Source organism: Candidatus Limousia pullorum (assembly GCF_057405065.1).
In genome coordinates, this window is the sequence record NZ_CM171614.1 from 1,374,975 (window position 1) to 1,394,755 (window position 19,781).

At 39.2% G+C, this 19,781-nt stretch carries 23 protein-coding genes and 4 tRNA genes; 16 read left to right on the plus strand and 11 right to left on the minus strand.

Annotated elements, in window-relative coordinates:
* The first annotated feature begins 1 nt into the window (after position 1).
* From tsaE to CGICJO_RS06065, 7 genes are all read left to right on the plus strand, one after another.
* A complete protein-coding gene (gene tsaE / locus CGICJO_RS06035) occupies positions 2-442 on the plus strand; it encodes a tRNA (adenosine(37)-N6)-threonylcarbamoyltransferase complex ATPase subunit type 1 TsaE (protein ID WP_486498218.1) in 441 nt (146 codons plus the stop codon).
* Entirely contained in the window at positions 423-1,133 is a 711-nt protein-coding gene (gene tsaB / locus CGICJO_RS06040; RefSeq protein WP_087379265.1) for a tRNA (adenosine(37)-N6)-threonylcarbamoyltransferase complex dimerization subunit type 1 TsaB, read from the plus strand. The genes tsaE and tsaB overlap by 20 nt, the downstream gene beginning before the upstream one ends.
* Positions 1,134-1,166: 33 nt before the next feature.
* Positions 1,167-2,471, plus strand: coding sequence for a glutamine-hydrolyzing GMP synthase (gene guaA, locus CGICJO_RS06045; RefSeq protein WP_087379268.1), 1,305 nt, complete (start codon positions 1,167-1,169; stop codon positions 2,469-2,471).
* Between the two features lie 594 nt (positions 2,472-3,065).
* Positions 3,066-4,373 (plus strand): MBOAT family O-acyltransferase, encoded by a 1,308-nt coding sequence (locus CGICJO_RS06050; RefSeq protein ID WP_486499999.1) that lies wholly within the window; start codon positions 3,066-3,068, stop codon positions 4,371-4,373.
* A 17-nt stretch (positions 4,374-4,390) separates the two neighbouring features.
* A complete protein-coding gene (locus CGICJO_RS06055; protein WP_486498219.1) occupies positions 4,391-5,794 on the plus strand; it encodes an alginate O-acetyltransferase AlgX-related protein in 1,404 nt (467 codons plus the stop codon).
* A gap of 156 nt (positions 5,795-5,950) precedes the next feature.
* Positions 5,951-6,904 carry a DUF3658 domain-containing protein gene (locus tag CGICJO_RS06060; protein WP_486498220.1) on the plus strand — a complete coding sequence of 318 codons (954 nt, stop codon included), beginning with the start codon at positions 5,951-5,953 and terminating at the stop codon, positions 6,902-6,904.
* Positions 6,905-6,919: 15 nt separating this feature from the next.
* Positions 6,920-7,267 carry a TIGR04076 family protein gene (locus CGICJO_RS06065; RefSeq protein WP_087379279.1) on the plus strand — a complete coding sequence of 116 codons (348 nt, stop codon included), beginning with the start codon at positions 6,920-6,922 and terminating at the stop codon, positions 7,265-7,267.
* Positions 7,268-7,324: 57 nt separating this feature from the next.
* Here CGICJO_RS06065 and CGICJO_RS06070 read toward each other — a convergent pair whose 3' ends face one another.
* Positions 7,325-8,173 (minus strand): AraC family transcriptional regulator, encoded by an 849-nt coding sequence (locus tag CGICJO_RS06070; protein WP_486498221.1) that lies wholly within the window; start codon positions 8,171-8,173, stop codon positions 7,325-7,327.
* 216 nt (positions 8,174-8,389) lie between these two features.
* Between CGICJO_RS06070 and CGICJO_RS06075 the strand changes: the two genes are divergently transcribed.
* The 4 genes from CGICJO_RS06075 (at position 8,390) to CGICJO_RS06090 (ending at position 11,628) form a co-directional block, all read left to right on the plus strand.
* Positions 8,390-9,037, plus strand: coding sequence for a hypothetical protein (locus CGICJO_RS06075; RefSeq protein WP_486498222.1), 648 nt, complete (start codon positions 8,390-8,392; stop codon positions 9,035-9,037).
* Positions 8,949-9,335, plus strand: coding sequence for an ABC transporter permease subunit (locus CGICJO_RS06080; protein ID WP_486500000.1), 387 nt, complete (start codon positions 8,949-8,951; stop codon positions 9,333-9,335). The genes CGICJO_RS06075 and CGICJO_RS06080 overlap by 89 nt, the downstream gene beginning before the upstream one ends.
* 4 nt (positions 9,336-9,339) lie before the next feature.
* A complete protein-coding gene (locus CGICJO_RS06085) occupies positions 9,340-11,316 on the plus strand; it encodes an alpha-galactosidase (RefSeq protein ID WP_486498223.1) in 1,977 nt (658 codons plus the stop codon).
* A gap of 72 nt (positions 11,317-11,388) precedes the next feature.
* On the plus strand, positions 11,389-11,628 hold the full coding sequence (locus tag CGICJO_RS06090) for an HPr family phosphocarrier protein (protein WP_486498224.1): 240 nt from the start codon (positions 11,389-11,391) through the stop codon (positions 11,626-11,628).
* 136 nt (positions 11,629-11,764) lie between these two features.
* On the opposite strand, the gene CGICJO_RS06095 is transcribed toward CGICJO_RS06090, so the two are convergent.
* From CGICJO_RS06095 to CGICJO_RS06130, 8 genes are all read right to left on the minus strand, one after another.
* Positions 11,765-12,277: a YcxB family protein gene (locus CGICJO_RS06095; RefSeq protein WP_486498225.1), complete on the minus strand. Its 513-nt coding sequence runs from the start codon at positions 12,275-12,277 to the stop codon at positions 11,765-11,767.
* 16 nt (positions 12,278-12,293) lie between these two features.
* Positions 12,294-12,947: a ComF family protein gene (locus CGICJO_RS06100; RefSeq protein WP_486498226.1), complete on the minus strand. Its 654-nt coding sequence runs from the start codon at positions 12,945-12,947 to the stop codon at positions 12,294-12,296.
* An 88-nt stretch (positions 12,948-13,035) separates the two neighbouring features.
* Positions 13,036-13,111, minus strand: a tRNA-Gln gene (locus tag CGICJO_RS06105).
* Positions 13,112-13,151: 40 nt separating this feature from the next.
* Positions 13,152-13,227, minus strand: a tRNA-Lys gene (locus CGICJO_RS06110).
* Positions 13,228-13,230: 3 nt separating this feature from the next.
* Positions 13,231-13,307 (minus strand) — tRNA-His (locus tag CGICJO_RS06115).
* Between the two features lie 4 nt (positions 13,308-13,311).
* A tRNA-Arg gene (locus CGICJO_RS06120) sits at positions 13,312-13,388 on the minus strand.
* A gap of 174 nt (positions 13,389-13,562) precedes the next feature.
* Positions 13,563-14,105, minus strand: a complete 543-nt coding sequence (locus tag CGICJO_RS06125) for an N-acetylmuramoyl-L-alanine amidase family protein (RefSeq protein WP_486498227.1) — start codon at positions 14,103-14,105, stop codon at positions 13,563-13,565.
* Positions 14,106-14,212: 107 nt separating this feature from the next.
* Positions 14,213-15,079, minus strand: coding sequence for a polysaccharide deacetylase family protein (locus tag CGICJO_RS06130; protein ID WP_486498228.1), 867 nt, complete (start codon positions 15,077-15,079; stop codon positions 14,213-14,215).
* Positions 15,080-15,219: 140 nt separating this feature from the next.
* Here CGICJO_RS06130 and CGICJO_RS06135 point away from each other — a divergent pair, with 140 nt between their 5' ends.
* The 3 genes from CGICJO_RS06135 to CGICJO_RS06145 all read left to right on the plus strand — a co-directional run bounded on the left by CGICJO_RS06135 (position 15,220) and on the right by CGICJO_RS06145 (position 16,804).
* A complete protein-coding gene (locus CGICJO_RS06135; RefSeq protein WP_087379309.1) occupies positions 15,220-15,597 on the plus strand; it encodes a Fur family transcriptional regulator in 378 nt (125 codons plus the stop codon).
* A gap of 67 nt (positions 15,598-15,664) precedes the next feature.
* Positions 15,665-16,204, plus strand: coding sequence for an NADH peroxidase (locus CGICJO_RS06140; RefSeq protein WP_087379312.1), 540 nt, complete (start codon positions 15,665-15,667; stop codon positions 16,202-16,204).
* Positions 16,205-16,555: 351 nt separating this feature from the next.
* Positions 16,556-16,804, plus strand: coding sequence for a helix-turn-helix domain-containing protein (locus tag CGICJO_RS06145; protein ID WP_486498229.1), 249 nt, complete (start codon positions 16,556-16,558; stop codon positions 16,802-16,804).
* Between the two features lie 78 nt (positions 16,805-16,882).
* Here the strand turns inward: CGICJO_RS06145 and CGICJO_RS06150 are convergent, their stop codons facing one another.
* Both CGICJO_RS06150 and CGICJO_RS06155 read right to left on the minus strand, forming a co-directional pair.
* Positions 16,883-17,467: a thermonuclease family protein gene (locus CGICJO_RS06150; protein ID WP_486498230.1), complete on the minus strand. Its 585-nt coding sequence runs from the start codon at positions 17,465-17,467 to the stop codon at positions 16,883-16,885.
* Complete coding sequence (locus CGICJO_RS06155; RefSeq protein ID WP_486498231.1) at positions 17,457-17,828, minus strand: DUF3784 domain-containing protein; 372 nt, start codon at positions 17,826-17,828, stop codon at positions 17,457-17,459. The genes CGICJO_RS06150 and CGICJO_RS06155 overlap by 11 nt, the downstream gene beginning before the upstream one ends.
* A gap of 136 nt (positions 17,829-17,964) precedes the next feature.
* Here CGICJO_RS06155 and CGICJO_RS06160 point away from each other — a divergent pair, with 136 nt between their 5' ends.
* Together CGICJO_RS06160 and CGICJO_RS06165 are read left to right on the plus strand one after the other, a co-directional pair.
* On the plus strand, positions 17,965-18,726 hold the full coding sequence (locus tag CGICJO_RS06160; RefSeq protein ID WP_486498232.1) for an SDR family NAD(P)-dependent oxidoreductase: 762 nt from the start codon (positions 17,965-17,967) through the stop codon (positions 18,724-18,726).
* 176 nt (positions 18,727-18,902) lie between these two features.
* On the plus strand, positions 18,903-19,697 hold the full coding sequence (locus tag CGICJO_RS06165; RefSeq protein WP_486498233.1) for a transporter substrate-binding domain-containing protein: 795 nt from the start codon (positions 18,903-18,905) through the stop codon (positions 19,695-19,697).
* Positions 19,698-19,781 lie beyond the last annotated feature (84 nt).

Here is a 19,781-nt window from a genome sequence, read left to right on the forward strand (position 1 = left end):
TATGACAAAATTCACATCTAAAAATATATGCGAAACTGAACGAATCGGAGAAGAGATAGGAAAAAAGCTTAAAGGCACTGAGGTAATTGCTCTTTACGGCGGTTTGGGAATGGGAAAAACCGCTTTGACAAGAGGAATTGCCAAGGGCGCCGGATGCGGGGACTGTGTTTCAAGCCCTACATTCGCCATTGTAAACGAATACAGAGGCAGATTTAAAATTTATCACTTTGATATGTACCGTATTGATGGCTGGGATGACCTGTATTCTATCGGATTTTTTGACTATCTTGAAAACGGTGTGCTTATTATTGAATGGAGCGAAAATATTGAAGCCGTTCTTCCTGAGGATTGCATTAGAATAAAAATCCAAGAGGGAAGCACGGAAAACTCAAGAATTTTTACCATAGAAGGGGAGGACTTTCTTGAAAGTTCTTGCAATTGATACATCGGCGTCGCCTGCATCTGCGGCGCTGGTTGAAAACCAAAAAATTATAGGCGAATTTTTTATAAACACAAAACTTACCCACAGTCAGACCATTATGCCTATGGTTGAGTCACTTTTAAACTGCTGTGAAACCAAGCTTGAGGATGTTGATGTTTTGGCGGTTTCCGCAGGCCCCGGCTCATTTACAGGAATAAGAATCGGAATTGCGGCAATTAAGGGAATGGCTTACGGCGCAGAGAAAAAATGCGTGCCTGTTTCAACCCTTGAGGCTATGGCATATTGCCACCTTTATCACAACGGCATTGTATGCTCTGTTATGGATGCAAGGTGCAATCAGGTTTATAATGGTTTGTTTCGTGTGGAAAACGGCAAGGTTATAAGACTTTGTCCGGACAGGGCGATTTCCATTGACGACCTTATAAAGGAACTGGAAAACGTCCATGAAAATATTATACTTGTAGGCGACGGAGCGGAACTTTGCAATAAGGCCATGGCGCAGACGCCGGTGTGCGCACAGCTTGCTCCATTTAATGTAAGATTTCAAAATGCTTCGGCTGTTGCTTTTGCCGCAGAAATTCAGGCACTTGAGGGTAAAACAATAAGCTCAAAGGAGCTTATGCCTGTTTATCTGAGATTACCTCAGGCAGAAAGAGAGCTGAAAAAGAAGCAGGAAGCTAAAAATAGCTGAAATTTTAAATTTTAAAATCAGCAGGAGGAAAAAATGAAGCAGGACATGATTGTTATTTTGGATTTGGGCAGCACAAAAAACACAAACCTTGCACGTGATATCCGTGCTCTCGGTGTTTACAGCGAGATTTATCCGCACGATATCACAGCGGCAGAGCTTAAAGCCCTTCCAAATGTTAAAGGCGTTATCATCAACGGCGGTGTAAACAATGTAGTTGACGGCGTAGCTATTGATGTAAACAAAGAGATTTATTCAGTAGATGTACCTTTCCTGGCAGTTGACCACATCAAAGCAGACTGTTCAAAGCTTGATAAGTGGCCTGAGGACGAAGCAGAGTATCAGAAAATTCTTAAGGATTTTGTATTCGATATCTGCGGAGCAGCTAAGAATTGGAATATGAAAAACTTTATCGACGACCAGGTTGAGCTTATCAGACGTCAGGTTGGCGATAAAAAGGTATTGCTTGCACTTTCCGGCGGCGTTGACAGCTCTGTTGTTGCCGCTTTGCTTATAAAGGCTATAGGCAATAATCTGGTTTGCGTTCATGTAAACCACGGACTTATGAGAAAGAACGAGTCTGAAAGCGTTGTTTCAGTATTTAAAGACCAGATGAAAGCAAACCTCATCTATGTTGATGCAACTGAAAGATTTTTAACAAAGCTTGAAAACGTTGCTGACCCTGAGCAGAAGAGAAAGATTATCGGTGCAGAGTTCATCAGAGTTTTTGAGGAAGAGGCAAGAAAGCTTTCCGATATCGACTTCTTGGGACAGGGTACAATCTATCCTGATATCATCGAAAGCGGAACTAAGACAGTTAAGGCTGTTAAATCCCACCACAATGTTGGAGGTTTGCCGGAGGATTTGAAGTTTGAGCTTGTAGAGCCATTGAAGCAGCTCTTTAAGGACGAGGTTCGTGCCTGCGGCGTTGAGCTTGGACTTCCACACAATATGGTTTATCGTCAGCCATTCCCAGGCCCGGGACTTGGCGTAAGATGCCTTGGAGCTATCACAAGAGAACGTCTTGAGGCTGTTAGAGAGTCAGACGCAATTTTGAGAGAAGAATTTGAAAAGGCTGGCCTTGACAAGAAGGTATGGCAGTATTTTACAATTGTTCCTGACTTTAAGTCAGTAGGTGTAAGAGATAACGCAAGATGCTTTGACTATCCGGTTATCATCAGAGCCGTAAACACAGTTGACGCAATGAGCGCAACAATAGAAGAGCTGGACTGGCCTATTCTCCACAAGATTACAGACAGAATTTTGAAGGAAGTAAAGAACGTAAACAGAGTATGCTACGACCTCTCACCGAAGCCAACAGCTACTATTGAATGGGAATAATATTAAATAAAAGTTAATATTTAAAGGTAAAAGGATGTTATTAACTGTGATGTTAATAGCATCCTTTTTATTTGGAATAATTATAATAAAAGATAAGTAAAATAAAATATGATATAAAAATTAAAGATTAAATTTAAAGTACAGTTAAATAAGCGTTTTACAGAGAATTGATGAATTTTATGTATGAAAAAATTATATATTGTAAAATTCTTAGTGGCTAATTAAAAGTATCGATAATAAAATTTGAAATATTAAGTTTGATTTTTTGAATATATTTATATTTTATAGTTATGTTATATTGCTTTTTAAGCTTAAAATCTAAAACACAAATAAAACAATAGTTATGACAATTGTTATTTACAAAGTGATTTTTCTGTGATAAACTGGTAATCACCGTAAAATTACAGGAATTATTAGATGAGGAGCAAAATTATGGGGTTTACTACGCAAATATTTTTATTTGTATTTTTTCCGATATGTTTATTGCCCTATATTATTATAGACAGAATTTCTGCTATAAAAAGTATTAGTTGGATATTTGAAAAGTTGCGTGTAAAGGATATAATTATTATTGTTTTTAGTTTAGGATTTTATATGTGGTCATCCTTTAATGACCTGTTTAGATTGCTGTTGTATATTTTAATTGTTTATTTATTTGGATTCCTGATTCAAGCAATAAAAACGAAAAAAGTAAATCTTAGAAAAAGTATTTCCTTAGGTATAATTCCTTTGGTAATTGCAGTTTTATTTGTAATATTCAATTTGGTTTATTTTAACTATATGACTTTCCTTGTGGATTGCTGGAATATGATGTCCGGAAGCTATGTGCTTGTAAACTCTTTGGTTGCTCCTATCGGCATATCGTTTATCACATTTTCGGCGATTTCATATTTTACCGATATTTATCGAGGACATGCGACATCAGGAAGTCTTATTGACTGCTTGCTGTATATATCCTTTTTCCCTAAGGTTATTTCCGGCCCTATTGTTTTGTGGAAAGATTTTCAGGGACAAATTAAAACCAGAGCTATGTCCTTAAATTTAAGCACAGACGGGTTAAATAGAATTATGATAGGATTTGCTAAAAAGGTTATTTTAGCTGATTCTTTCGGGGCATGTTTAAACGAAATTCCTATAGATAAAATGGATCAAATTACCGCTTTCGGTACTTTGATTTTATATATGCTTCAAATTTATTACGATTTTTCCGGATACTCCGATATTGCAATAGGTATTGCTAAAATCTTTGGTTTTGAGTTTAAAGAAAACTTTAACTTCCCTTATCGTTCCACTTCAATTTCAGAATTTTGGAGACGCTGGCATATTTCCTTGGGTACATGGTTTAGAGAATACGTGTATATTCCAATGGGAGGAAGCCGCAGAGGACAGTGGAGAACACTGCGCAATTTAGCAGTTGTTTTTGCTCTTACCGGCATTTGGCATGGCGCAGGCTGGAACTATATACTTTGGGGAGGAATAAACGCTGCATTTGCCGTAACAGAACGAGTGATTCAGAAAAAGAAATTCTATATCAAAACGCCTAAGGCTATTAAATATATAATAACTATGATAGTTGTACTGATGTTTTGGCAGTTGTTTAAATTCCAGGATTTTGCAGATATCGGAATGGTATTTAACGCATTGTTTGGAAATGTTCCGGCGGATACCCTTTCCTATAACTGGATGTACTACTTCGATACCCAGATTATTTCCTTTGCTGTAATAGGAATTTTAGGCTCAACCTTGCTGGGCTCTCCAAAAATAATTGCATGGTATAATAAAGCAGTTTCTACAAAAACCGGATATTTGATTCAGGAGATGGCATTGCTTGCTGTTTTTGTTGTTGCGATTTTATTTATGGTGAATTCCACATATAGTCCGTTTATTTATTTTCAGTACTGATTGTAAAGGAGACGCCGATGAAGTTAATAAAGATTTTAACAGCAATTATTTTTTCTCTTATTATACTTGTTCCTGCCGTTACTTTTAATTTTACACCAAATACGGCTTCTGTTATTGACAATAGAATGTTGGCGGAAAATCCTTTTTCACAGGGTCCCTATGAAGACAGTGATGAATTTACAGCGGCTGTGGAAAGCTATGTAAATGATAGAATCGGACTTCGTGACGAAATGATACTTGCTTATACGGTGTTAAACGATAAGTTATTCGGAAAGATGGTGCATCCTAATTACACCTACGGCAAGGACGGTTATGTATTCGGACAGGGTCTTTCCACTGTAGAGGACGGATATTATCTTTACCATGAGGCTTTTGCCGATATGATAGAGGATCTTCAGGAGTATTGCGAAGCGAGAGATATACCTTTCCTTTTTGTTTTAAATCCTGCTAAACCTGCCGTACTGACAGAATACATTCCAAGCGGAATAAATTACGACCGCTCATGGCTGGATGAATTTTTTGATGCTTTGGATGAGCGTGGCATAAGATACTTAGACAACACCGTAACCCTTAGAGAAAAAACAGAAGAGGGAGAGGTTGTTTTTAATCAAAAGTATGACGCAAACCACTGGAATGATTTGGGTGCATATTGCGGAACAAATGCAATTTTACAGGAGTTACAGGAGGATTTTCCGGAAATAGAGTTAAATGATATTGAGGACTTTACCGTTTCGGAAGTGCTTCAAACATCATTGCCTGTTTCACAGTTTCCTATAGATGAACTGGTTCCTGAAATTGAAATAGACTTAGATAAGCTGATAAATAATACTGAACTGTTTAAAGACGAAATTGAAATGGACCCATCTTATCAAACTTTTGGATATTATGAAAACCCCGAGAAAATCCAAGAGGGTTCCCCCAGCGCTCTTGTTTTCCAGGGCAGCTATATGAATAATTACGGCTATAAGTATCTGGAAAATGCCTTTGGTGAATATGTATACGTACACGACTATCAGAATGTTTTTGATTTGGATTATTACTTTAATATCTTTAAACCTGACTGCGTAATTTTTGAAATGGCGGAGTACACTTTTTCAGATATTTATTTTGAGTATGATAAGATGATGGAACTGGATATGAATCCGACAATTTCTGAAATAGAGTCTTGGGGTTTGTCCGAAGATTGGCAGGTATTAGATACTGAAGATATATATGTTGAAAACAAGGAGGAGCTTACAAGAATTTTCTGGGATACAGACGATGTATTCCAATATGTTTGGGTTACATTAGACGGTGAAGAATACGATATGATAGAAACAGAAACCGGCTATGAGCTAACGCTGTTGACAGAAAATTATAGTTCAGATATGAATATAGAAATAACAGCCTACGACGGAAGCTCAATAATTATTTATCAATAATCGTAAAGAAGATGTTGTCTGAATATTACAGACAGCATCTTTTTTGTTTTTATGAATACATTTTGTCTATTGAAGCCTAAAATTAAATATGATAAAATCATATTATAATTTGATTCGTTTTATCGATTTTGTGTACAGGTAATAAAGGTGATTTTTATGGTCGAGGTTGTATTTAGCGAGAGCGCAGGGGGAAGCCTTGGGTTTGCTGCTATCAATAACAAACATATGGGCGGCGTCAGCACTGCTATAATTGCAGACGAGCAGGACGGCTTTCCAAATCAGGAGAAAATAGAAAAGATAATTAGAGAACAGGAAGAAAAAGAACGGTTAAACTGGGAGAGCGCTGTTCCTCTCAACATAAAGCGAAGAGATATTCTTTGTTTTCCGCTGGCTCTCAGCTTTGGCAGTATTGATGAGAACGGAATTGGTAAGCAAAGGGAAGAGGCTCTAAACGAGCTTTTTAGCATTTATCCGGAGGAGGTAAAAGGAGCTTCACAGGAGATGATAAAGAGCTCTGAGAAAAACTTAAAAGAGCTTATTTCCTGTGCCGAAAAGGGAGAAGAGATCCGTGTTTGGACAAGCGATACGCCTGACGAGGTCTGTGGTATTTGCTGGATGATAGAACAGCTAAAGCCGGTGGGATTTGACAATCTGGATATCACCTGTGTAAAGCTTCCTGATTTTCATGTTATGCCTGACGGCACTGTTGCTGTATATTCAAGTTGGGGAGAGGTTTCTCCTCATCAGTGGGGACATTTGGCTAAGTTTGGGAAAAAGCTTCCTGCTGATTATATGTATGGATTTTCTTTAAGGTGGCAGAAGCTACAAAAGGAAAATTCTGTACTGAGAGCTGTAGTTAATCATCAGCTTGTCAGTGTTTCAGAAAACTTTTATGATGACTTTATTATTAAAGAAATTGATGCTCAGGAAAAGGAGTTTATGGAGGCTAAGGTTATCGGAAATGTTTTGGGTGAATACGCCTTTGGTATAGGGGACGGTCTTATTGCCCTGAGAATAGAAGAGTTTATCAAAAACGGTATGCTGGAGACTGTTACCAAGGCGGACAGCGGCGATGTTTCCTATTACAGAATGTTGAGAAAGTGTTATTAAAACCGGAGGTTAGCTATGAAAAAGTGGTACGATGAAGAATATGAATTTGAAATTGAAGTGACAGGCTTTCTACGTGGTGAAAGGACTGAACATTATTGCCGCAACGGTGAAGAGATAGGGGACAAGTACACCTGCACATATGGATGTCCTGTCAATAAGGACGGCTATGGAATTTGTTCAAAAACCATGATGATGCTTTATCCAATTATGGAGGCGGTAAGAAGCGGCGGAGACCTTACGAACATAGGCGGAAGCGGTGAATACTGCAAGGATATTGTATGTCCTGACGGATGTGTTATGTTCCGTCTTACCGCAAAGAAATTGGGAAACGAAAATTTCTTCAAAGGTAGGTTCTTTGAGTAATTAAAAGTGATTAAATGAGAAAATCCACCTTAGAGCTGCTCTAAAGGTGGATTTTACTTATTTCATTTTATTCTGATTTCTCCATTCTCTTGGGGAAATTCCGTATATGTTTTTAAATGCCCTTGAGAAGTGGAGGGAGTTGTCATAACCTACGGCTATTCCTATATCGTTTATGGAAAGCTGGGTTAGCTTTAAAAGCTCGGCGGCTTTTGACATTCGGTAGTTCAGCAAAAATTCCTGAGGTGTTTTGCCGATGCCCAGCTTAAAAATTTTTCCGAAATAGCTTCTGTTAAGTCCGCACACAGCGGCGATATCCTCTACACTTATATTGTTTTGATAGTTGTGTTCTACATAGTGTATGGCTTCGTGAATATAGAAATCTCTCAGCTGGCTTCCGCTGGATACTCGGAAATCAGCCGCAGAACGGATAAGGTAATCAAGAAAAAGATAGAGATGTCCTATAATGTGAAATGGTGAGGAATCTGTATGTTCTATTATGTACTGCATTTCGTTTACCATGTCGTCACGGAGTTCTTTTTTTCTTGCACGGTACACAGGTGAGTTTTGAGTGATTCCTGCGGCTTCAAGCATACCCTTTACACGGAGACCGTCGAATTCCAGCCACAGGTATTCCCAGGGGATTTCGTTGTCGGCGATATAGGTTGTTATCTGACCGGGGAAAATCATAAATCCCTGCATACTTTTTATTGAATACGTCTGTGTAATTCCGTCGCTGTCCTGAGCCATTAAGGTGCCGACGCCTGACAGAACATAGTGAAAAAGAAAGTGGTTTCTTGCGGCAGGGCCGAAAGAATGAGAGGGAGAACACTGCTCTCTGCCGAATTGACACAGTCCCAGGTCGATGAAATTTTCAAGAGGAAAAATAGAAAAAATTAGACCACTCATTTAAAACCCCTCCACAAAAGTTGATGTTTTTTATATTATATCACGAAATATACCAAAATGCGATATTATTTTAAAATGCAGGGACAAAAATCGCAAAATGATATAAAACATCATGATTCATGGTATTCAATGATAGCAAAATGGATGATATAATGTATACACAGCAAGAAAACAATGAATAGTCGTAAAAAAACATGTGAAAAAGGAGGAAATGTTATGTTTAAACGAAAATTCGCTGTTTTGGCATTGATTGCGGCGCTGATAACAACAAGTTTTGCTGTGGCAGGCTGCTCTTCACAAGGAGGTGAAAACGGAAAGACGGTCATCACAATGCTTCAGTACAAGCCGGAGGCGGTTGCGGCTTTTGAAGAAATTGAGGAACGATTCAATGCAACTCATGACGATATCGAGCTGAGAATCGAATCTCCAAACGAGGCTATGACTGTTCTGAAAACACGTTTGATTAAGGAAGATTATCCTGACATTGTTGGTATTGGCGGAGATATCAACTATTCAAACTTCTTAGACGCTGACCTTTTCATGGATATTTCCGATTTTGAGGGCATAAACGATATAAAGCCGGCATATATGGAAATCGAAAAATCCCTTGAGTTTATCCCTGAGGACAGCGTGTATACACTTCCTTTTTGCAGAGGCTATGAGAGTTACAGATTTCTGGCACTCTCTGGCAAACAGCCTTATCATCACCAGTGTTACAATAGTTCTTTCACTGGTTATCCACTCCATGGCAGGTTATGCAATCGGCAAATGCATGATGCGCCACAAGGGTTTCAAGCTCGTTTATTTCTATATAGTAAGCGGTATGTTTGTTCCTTTTGCAATTCTTATGATGCCACTTGTTAAAGAGACAGCTATTATGGGAATTGACAACATGTTCGGTGTAATTATTCTTTACGTGGTATTCTACATGCCTATGAATGTTATGCTCTATACCGGTTATCTTAAAAATATACCTCTTGCCATTGAAAAGGCTGCCGAGGTTGACGGCTCTTCTACATGGAGAACATACTGGACAATCATCTTCCCAATGATGAAGCCTATGCACGCAACAGTTGCTGTTTTGACTGCTTTGGGAACATGGAACGATGTTATGACTCCTCTTGTAATTATGTCAGGTTCCGAAACAGACCTATTCACTTGATACATTGCCTCAGGAATATTCCTGCGAGGGTACGGGTGATTACAGAATTTCTTCATTGTCCGTACTCAACAAGGATGGCGACAGCTCGGTTGACTTGAGGTTTAAAGGCTGGGACGTTAAAAAGGGAAAGTATTCTATCCCGGAACTTCCGGCATCCTATGATAATAACAATGAAGCAGAAACCCTTGAGATAACTTTGGAGGACAAGGTTTCAAAAATAGAGGTTGTGCTGAAATACGGAGTTTTTGAAAATACCGATATTATAACAAGAAGCGCAGTTATCACCAACAAAGGAGATAACAGTGTATATCTCAAAAATGCTTCAAGCGTTTGTCTTGATATTCCTTTCGGAAACTGGCAGTGGGTACACTTCCAGGGAAGACACGCAATGGAAAGACAGCTTGAGCGTGCGTCACTTATACACGGTATTCAGGAAAGCTCCAGCAATCGAGGTGCTTCAAGCCACCAGCAAAACCCCGCAATAGTACTTTGTTCAGCTGATTGCACGGAAATTTCAGGAAGCTGTATAGGGGCAATGCTTATGTACAGCGGAAGCTTTAAAGCGAGAGTTCAGCTTGACCAGCTCGACCAGGTGAGAATGGTCATGGGAATAAATCCTGAAATGTTTAAATGGAATCTTAAAGCAGGGGAGAGCTTCTGCACTCCTGAGGCGTTTTTAAGCTACAGCTCACAGGGATTTGAAAAGCTCTCCCACTGCTTCCATAAGTTTATCAGAAACAACGTATGCAGAGGCAAGTATAAGCTTGAGTCACGTCCGGTTCTTATAAATAACTGGGAAGCCACTTACTTTGACTTTAACGAAGAGATACTATATAATATAGCCAAGCAGGCTTCTGAGCTTGGAGTTGATATGTTCGTTCTTGACGATGGCTGGTTCGGACAAAGAAACGGCGAAACAGCCGGACTTGGTGATTGGTTTGTAAACGAGGAAAAACTCAGCGGTTCTTTGAAAAAGTTTGTTGATAAGGTAAAAGCCATGGGAATGAAATTCGGTCTTTGGTTTGAACCTGAGATGGTTTCAGAGGACAGCGACCTTTACAGAAATCACTCGGACTGGGCTATTAAAATTCCTGACAGAGCGCCTGTAAGAAGTCGTTGTCAGCTTGTACTTGATATGTCGAGAAAAGATGTTCAGGATTATATATACGAAGCTGTAAGCAATGTTTTGAAATCTGCCGATATATCCTATGTGAAATGGGATATGAACCGCAGTATTTCGGATTGGTTCAGCTATGGTCTTAATTCTGAGAATATGGGGGAAATGCCTCACAGATATGTTTTAGGTGTTTATTCTCTCCTTGAAAGACTTACCTCTTCATTCCCTGATGTGTTGTTTGAAGGCTGCTGCGGAGGCGGCGGACGATTTGACGCAGGTATGCTCTATTATTGCCCGCAGATTTGGTGCAGCGACGATACTGATGCTTATGAAAGAACAAAAATACAGTACGGCACATCCTTTTTCTATCCGATTTCTGCAGTGGGTTCTCACGTGTCTACAGTGCCTAACCACCAGACCGGAAGAATTACTCCTATTGAAACCAGAGCGGTTACCGCTATGGCAGGAAGCTTCGGTTATGAGCTGGATTTGAATACACTCAGCTCTGAGGAAAAGGAAAGTGTTAAAAATCAAATAAAGCGTTTCAAAGAATATCAGCCTCTTATCCACAACGGTGAATACTACAGACTGAGCAATCCTATGAAGGATGAATACGCCGCATGGGAATTTGTTTCAGAGGATAAATCCGAAGCTCTTATTCACGGAATGGTATTTTTCACAAAACCGAATTTTGTGAGATATCTTATAAAGCCGAGAGGCCTTGATGAAAACGCAGAATATGTAATCAACAACGGCAGTGAAACATACACCGGCAAGGCTCTTATGAGCGGCGGAGTGCTTGTTCCTAAAACCTCAGGAGATTACAGCCCTATAGAAATGCACATTACCAAAGTCCGTTCCTGATGTATCTTGACTTGATAAATATGACTTCTGAAACATTATGCAAAGCTGATTTTATAAGGAGAAAAAATTACTATGCTTAAAGTAGGCATTAAACTTTACGGGGTTGAAGAAGTTAAAAAGTTTGTCAACACAATTTCACAATATGAATTTGATTTCGATTTGACATCGGGACGTTATATAATAGATGCTAAATCCATGATCGGTATTTTCAGCCTTGACCTGAAAAACGATCTTGCACTTGTTATTCACTGCGATGATAAAGCGGTGCTTGATGAGGTTCTCGGAAAGCTTGATGAATTTATCATAAAGTAAACGGATAACATTTTAACTTATAACATTAAAACAGACTTCTATCCCACTTTTTTAAATTTGAAATAATGCACACAAAAACCGCCTGTAGGAACAGCCATACCTACAGGCGGTTTTAAGATTTTTAAGACTATAAATATTATTTGCCTTTTACATACTTTGCTTTCATCATTTTTGTATTTACTATGTTTAAAAAATCGGCGGTTTCATCTTTGCTCATAGAGGATTTATCTATTATTATCATGGAATTCTGTTTTGTAAACATAGTAAAATAATTTGAAGTTTCCACAACTCTTGAAATTATCTGATAATTTATAGGGAGGGTTCCGTTGGTTGCTGAATTTGCAACAATCATTTTGTCGTCTAAAAATTCCACGGTTCCATCCACCTTTTCAGTGCCGTAAAGCTCCCTTATATTCTTTAAATTCTTTTTTACAAGAAGGTTTTCAAAGAATATTATCTCGAAAAATAAAACAAATGCGATAACAAGTATTATTGCAGCCTGAAAATATACCTTAACTGCAAAAAGAATCAAAGCCAATATAAAAAATACAATGGCGAAAACAATACATGTTGTTTTTAATTTCCTGCTTAAAATGTGTTTTTTTACCTCTCTTAAAGAGTTTATGTCTATAGTTGTATGTAATTTCATTTGAACCTCCATATTATTAAGCCTTTGCAAAAGCGACGCAGAACACGTCCTTGGCTCCGGCTTTTTCTAAAACTTTGCAGCACTCGCTGAGGGTTGAGCCGGTGGTTAAAACATCGTCGCACAGCAGTATGGTTTTGCCCTTGATAAAATCCAGTGATTTGCTGTCGGCACGAAATGTGTTTTTTATAGTTTTTATTCTTTCGTCCCTGTTGAGCTTGTGCTGGGGTTTGTTGTATTCTGTCTTTATCAAAAGATTTTTCATAGGAAGTGACAGATTTTTGGCTATTGAGGAAGCCAAAAGCTTTGAATGGTTGTAAAGGGATTTCCTCTTTCTTTTTCTGTGCATGGGGACAAAGGTCACCACGTCAAAGCTGTAATCCGAAAAGCTTTCCTTTATGGCGTCGGTCATATATTTCCCCATAGCCCAGGAAATCTGTCCGCAGCTGTTGAATTTTAGTTTTAGCACTGCCTGTTTCGGTAGACCGCTATATCTAAATGGTGATGTGCAAAGCCATCGGTTTCCTATAAAATACTTTCCCGTCTGAATTTTTATTTTATGCCGACAGTTATCGCAGCAGGTTACAAGGGGCTGTGACACATTTCCGCAGAAGGGACAGCGGCTGGGATAGAAAAAGGACAAAAGATAGGAGAGAGGCTTTGAAAATTTCATAATTATCCCTCCTTAAAGTTTTGTATACCTTATTATATCACAAAATAATATTTAATAAAATAAAAAACCTGCCTTTTCAGACAGGTTTTGGCTGGGCTAGCTGGATTCGGACCAGCGAAATGACGGAGTCAAAGTCCGTTGCCTTACCGCTTGGCTATAGCCCAATATTCAAATTAACCCCCGATTTGGTACATCGGGGGTTATTGGTGACCCATCGGAGATTCGAACTCCGGACACCTTGATTAAAAGTCAAGTGCTCTGCCAACTGAGCTAATGAGTCAAATGGGGTGGATAGTCGGATTCGAACCGACGGTCTCCAGTGCCACAAACTGGCGCTTTAACCAACTAAGCTATACCCACCATATGGCGCGCCAAAAGGGACTCGAACCCCTGACCTACTGCTTAGAAGGCAGTTGCTCTATCCAGCTGAGCTATTGGCGCATTGGTTATTGACACGCTGTTGCGTTGTCAGCTTGTACATTATACCGCACCTATATGCATTTGTCAATACCTTTTTGGAAAAAATATTGTTTTTTACGGGAAATAGCTTAATATTAGTATTCCCGGAATGTTTTTATTATTCCGGGAATAAAATTTTATTTATTTTTTACAAGGTCAAGGCTCTACAAAGGGAACTCCAAGGTAAAGGGCGATACCCTCGGCGAGATTTTTTCCTATTTCGTTTATATTGTCACGTATCCACTGGGCTTGGGTTGGGTTGTCGTGGTAGGCAACTTCCGCCAGTACAGCCGGCGCTTTGGTGCGCTTTACCTCCGCCAGTGTTGTGGTGGGTATTATCTCCACGTTGGAGGGGTTGGGATATATTTTTTTGTAATTCTCGGAAATGACCGTCGCAGCTTCCTTTCCTTTACTGCTGGCGGGGTAAAAATAAAAATCAGCTCCGCTGAGCTTGCCGGCGAGATTTTCCGGCGCAGCGTTGGAATGTATGGCGAAGTGTAAATCATAGTTGCTTTTGTTGGACTGCTCAATGGCTTGGGTGAGGGTTTGCTCAGGGGAGTTTCTGTCAAACTCAATATTGCTTGCCCTCAGGTAAGGTTCCATTGCGTCGGCTATCAAATTCATGTAGTATTCTTCGTTTCCTCCGTCCACATAGGGGTTCCATTCCTGGAGAGAGGGGCTTAAAAATATTTTGGGCATAGAAATTCTTCCTTTCATAAACATAAGATAAACGGCGCAAAGTGATGCCGTCAGAAAATATATAAAAATCTTTTTGGCAAGCTTTTTGTTTAATACTATGTTGATTTTCATTTTTCAAGACCAATTCTTTTCAGTATCTCTTCTGCTGAGTTTTCCGGCGTCACTATGTATCTGCCTAAGCCGTACAGGCTGTCGCTGTCAGATGTTATTGTGTTCAATTTTTCCGTACATATGAGGGATGCGGAAAAACCAAGCTCTTTTACAAGCTGCTGTGAATAGTCGTCAAAAGCTCCGTAGGGATATGTAAAACAGACTGGATAAAATCCCAGATTTTCATAAATCAGTTCTTGAGCTTTTGATATATCCGTTCCTACTGTGTTTTTATAGCTTTCATAACTTTCACCGGGAAGCTTTGAAATCCCTTTTCTGCCTTTCAGAGAATGTAAATTAAATGTGTGGTTTTCCACAGAGAAAGTTCCATCTTCTATGGCGTTTTTAAGCTCTTCCCAGCCTGCGCAGCCGTAAACAGGGGATATTGAGTCTGTATTTGAATATTCGGCTGTACAGCTCACTATGGGGGAAATCACGGCGGTGTAACCGTATTTTTTAAGTATGGGACTTCCGTAAAGTATGTTGTTGTAGTAGCCGTCATCAAAGGTTATCATTATAGGCTTTTGTGGCAGGGGAGTTCCGTTTTTAACAAAGTCTATAAGCTCTTTAAAAGTGACAGATGTATATCCGTTGTTTTTAAGGTACTTCATATCTCTTTCAAAATCATCCGGGGATATTACATATGTACCTTGAGCTTTGCTGTCCTTTTGCAGGGAATGATACATAAGTATTGGAAGAGTGACTTCTTTTTCCGTGTTTTCTTTTGACGTAAATATAAAACCGCACATGGTTAAAATTAAAGAAAAAAATGTAAGTACGGCTATAAGTATACCTGCCGGCTTTAATCTAATATTTGCGTACAAACTGCATCACCTTTTTTCAGATATTATATGTATATTTTTGAAAATTAAAAAATATTACAAAAAGGTCTTTACAAATCAATTCCGATGTGGTATGATAAATTCAACAAATTCAGTAATAATTATTGATTTGAGGTGATTTTATCAGGCGGTTAAATTTCAGCAGTAAAAGACTTGCTATTTACAATGTTATCTGTAGTACAGACTGCCATCCCAGCGCAAGGTGGGTCTATGACAATCTTAAAGATGACCGCCCTGATCTGAGTTTGGGAACAGTTTACAGAAATATCAGCCTGTTCAAAGAACAGGGGATAGTTAAGTACGTGGCAACTGTTGACGGTGAAGAGAGAATAGACGGTCGCACAGACCCACATGCTCACTTTGTCTGCAACAGATGCGGAAGAATTTACGATGTAGAGGATAACGAACCGACTGCGGCTGAAACTGCCCTTATAGGGGACGGATTCAATGTAGAAAGCAAAAGCGTCACCTACTACGGTGTATGCGATAAATGTAAATAAGCGGCTGGTTTGATATCAATAAATTTATTAAAACAAAAAATTAACGAAATTTAGGAGGATTTATATTATGGCAAAATGGGTTTGCAACGTATGCGGTTATATTCACGAAGGTCCAGAGGCTCCGGAGGTATGTCCTCAGTGCAAAGCTCCTGCATCAAAGTTCACACAGGTTCAGGAAGGCGCTACATATGCAACTGAGCACGTTGTAGGTATCGCACAGGGCGCTTCTGAGGATATCATGGAAGATCTCAGAGCTAACTTCAACGGCGAGTGCGCAGAGGTTGGTATGTATCTTGCAATGTCAAGAGTTGCTGAGAGAGAGGGCTATCCGGAAGTTGCTGAGGCTTTCAAGAGATACGCATTTGAAGAGGCAGAGCATGCAGCAAAGTTTGCAGAGCTCCTCGGTGAAGTTCTCACAGACAGCACAAAGAAGAACCTGGAGATGAGAGCAGAGGCAGAGGCTGGCGCTTGCATGGGCAAGTTCGACCTCGCTAAGAGAGCTAAGGCTGCTGACCTCGACGCTATCCACGACACAGTTCACGAGATGGCTAAGGACGAAGCTCGTCACGGCTGCGGTTTCGCAGGTCTCCTCAAGAGATATTTCTAATTAAAAAATATAGCTTGGCATATAGCCAATAAAAAAGAAGCTGTTGTAAAGTTAATCCTTTACAACAGCTTCTTTGCATTTCAGGGAAGTTGGGACAAAAATCAAGTTAATTATTATCAACGATAACAGACCGTGGATTGAGTCTTATATTGTTTAATGTTTTTCTTAGCACTTAAAAACCTGTGTGATAAAATATTTAATAATATGTTATAAAAAATAAGTGCCAAAAGGTTGGCGTACATCAACTCCCCTGTCACATTGATTATATCACATATTTATAAAAATATCTACTATCATAGACAATTATAGCGCATTTTCTGCTTACACTAATCCCAAGGGAGGTTGTCATTGATGATAGAATTTAATAAATATGCGGTAGGTGTGGTAATTCGCCGTCTTAGAAAAGAGCGGAAATTATCACAGGAGGTTTTAAGCGGCCTTGCAGGTCTTGCCAGAAGCCATTTGGCAATGATAGAAAGCGGAAACAAAAAAGCAAATCTCGAAACTATCTGGAAAATAGCAAATGCTTTGGGGATTACACCACACGAGCTTGTAAATCTTATTGAGGAAGAAATTTTATCTGAAATACATGATGACTGATGACATCAATGCACAATTAAAAAGGGGACAATGAAAAAGACCGATTGCTTTAATGCGTCGGTCTTAATTTTTTGATTATTAAATTTTACTGCTGCTTTTCATATTTCCTGTATCCTGGTCTGAAACCTCATTGCTCCACATTCCCAGTTTATTCTCTTGTGCGTACTTTTGAGCTTCAATAAGACGATTGTTGTATCGGCTTGTGTCCTCTGTGCTTTGTGAAAAAACAGCGTATCCGTTTTTAACAAGTGTTTCATTGAGCATTTCATTTCCTATATATATGTATGCGAGGTTTCTGCCTGAACTGTCGGTGGTGTCATTGTCGTACTCTATGTCCACGTATTCTCCCTCAAGTCGGTTTTTTAAATATTCCTTTGATATTTCTCCGTATGGACAGCTTTTCTCTTCGCTGACGGCTTCGGGAGCGTCTATACCTATAAGTTTTATGGTCGTTTCTTTGTCGTGGAAATCAACTATAATTGTATCTCCGTCTATGATTTTTGTGACCTTAAATCCGTTTTCTGTTACATCCGAAAACAGACTGTCCAGAAACTTGAAATCCTCTGAATTTCCCTTTGACAAAAAGAAAACAAGAAAAACTGCACATACCGCAATTATAACAAATGCGGCAACCCTTCCTTTTGCAAATTTATTATTTTCCATTTTCGTCACCATGTGTTGATTCTTCTGAGTTGTCCTTGGGCAAAAGGAAATTTTCGCTGCGGCTTCCCTTATTGAAAATATAGAAAACATCTGCGCCAAGCATTATAATTCCTCCGAAAAACAGCAGATGGATTTTTAAAAGTCCTCCTGTTATCATTACGGCTATGGACAAAGCGGCGAAAAGGGAAGCGAATCCGAAAAGTCTGGAAAGCTTTTTAACGTTGGTTCGTTTTTTCATCTCATCAGAAAGCAGGCGGTATTTAGGTATAAGAAAATTGCATTTGCCGCTCAGATACATAAGTCCCAGTACAGCAAATATACATATAAGTATTATTTCTACAATAACATCATTAAGTCCCATAAAATCCTCCGTTACGGTAATTTTTATCATTATATCATGTAGTTATTTTAAATGTAAACGCCTTTTTCCCTTTAATACGATAGTTTTCCGTGTTATAATGTTAAAAAACATGAAGAAACGGAAAGGATGATGCATTGTGAAAGCTTTGATTACCGGAGCAAGTTCTGGAATGGGCAGGGATATGGCTTTTTATCTTGCTTCATTGGGATATGATGTTATACTTGTTGCAAGACGTGAACAGCGCTTAAAAGAAATTGCCAAAGAAATCAACAGCAAGGACGGGGGACAGGCATTCTATGTGGAATGTGATTTGTCCAAAAGAAAAGAGTGCGTAAGACTTTACAAGCTCGTAAAAGGCGAGAAAATAGACCTGCTTATAAACAACGCAGGTTTCGGATATCACGGATATTTTTCTGAGATACCTCTTTCAAAGGAGCTTGAGATGATTGAAACAAACATTGCCGCTGTGCATATTCTTACAAAGCTTTTCTTAAAGGATATGATGAAAAGAAACAGAGGTCAGATTTTGAATGTCGCATCCTCTGCGGGATTTCTCCCGGGACCTATGCTGAATACATACTATGCCACTAAAAATTATGTTTTGAGATTTTCAGAGGGAATTTACGAGGAATTAAGACGACAGGGCAGTGCTGTTAAAATCAGCGTACTTTGTCCCGGCCCTGTAAAGACAGAATTTGACAAGGTCGCCCATGTAAATTTCAGCCTCAGCGGCATGGAAAGTGAGGCTGTGGCAAAGTATGCCATAGACCAAACATTAAAAGGAAAGCTTGTGATAATTCCGGGAATTACAATGAAGGTCGGATTATTTTTCAGAAGATTTGTAAGTGAAAAAATCCTGCTTAAGGCTTCTTATAATATTCAAAAAAGAAAAAGCTAAACTTCCATCGGAAATAATCACAGAATATTGACGTTTTTCCTGTATTATGCTGAATATTTATTCAAAAATTCTCTTTTTCTATTGACAACTGTGACGTAAAAGTGTAAATTATAACGTAGACATTTTATTTGTCTGAATATAAAAAGTAGATATAATAAGTTTGGGGGACTAACAAAATGAAGAAAGTTATTTCTATCGTTCTCGCAGTTGTTATGTGCTTGAGCCTTGCAGCATGCGGAGGAAATTCTGCTCCTGAAAACACTGTAAACAGCAAGGAAGATCTTGCAGGAAAGACAATCGGTGTTCAGATCGGAACAACAGGCGACACAGTTGTTGCAGCTGACTATGCAGCAAACGAGGGCGCAACAGTTTCACAGTTCAACAGCGGTATCCTCGCTGTTCAGGCTTTGAAGCAGGGCAAGGTAGACTGCGTTATTATCGACGAAGAGCCTGCAAAGAACTATGTTGCATCTAATGAGGGTATCAAAATTCTTGACGATACTTTTGAGCCGGAAGATTACGCTATCTGCGTAAAGAAGGGCAACACAGAGCTTCTCGACAAGTTCAACACTGCTTTGGCAGAGCTTGAGGCTGACGGAACTCTCCAGAAGATTAAGGACAACTACATCGGCGATAACGCTGGTAAAACACCTTATGAAACTCCGGAAGGAACAGAGTATCCTAACGGCAAATTGGTAATGGCTACAAACGCTACATTCCCACCATATGAGTTCATCCAGGACAACAAGGTTGTAGGTATTGACGCTGATATCGCAAAGGCTATCTGCGACAAGCTTGGATACGAGCTTGAAATCCTTAACATGGAATTTGAGGGAATCATCGCAGCTGTTGATTCAGGTAAGGCTGACTTCGGTGCAGCAGGTATGACTGTTAACGAAGAAAGACTTAAGAGCGTTGACTTTACAAACACATATGCAACATCAAAGAACGTAATCATCGTTAGAGAGTGATTTAAAAATTTCATATCTTTCTAATGACAGATGTGTAAATCTAAGAGGCTGTCGTTTCGGCAGTCTCTTTTTTTTAAAGGTTTT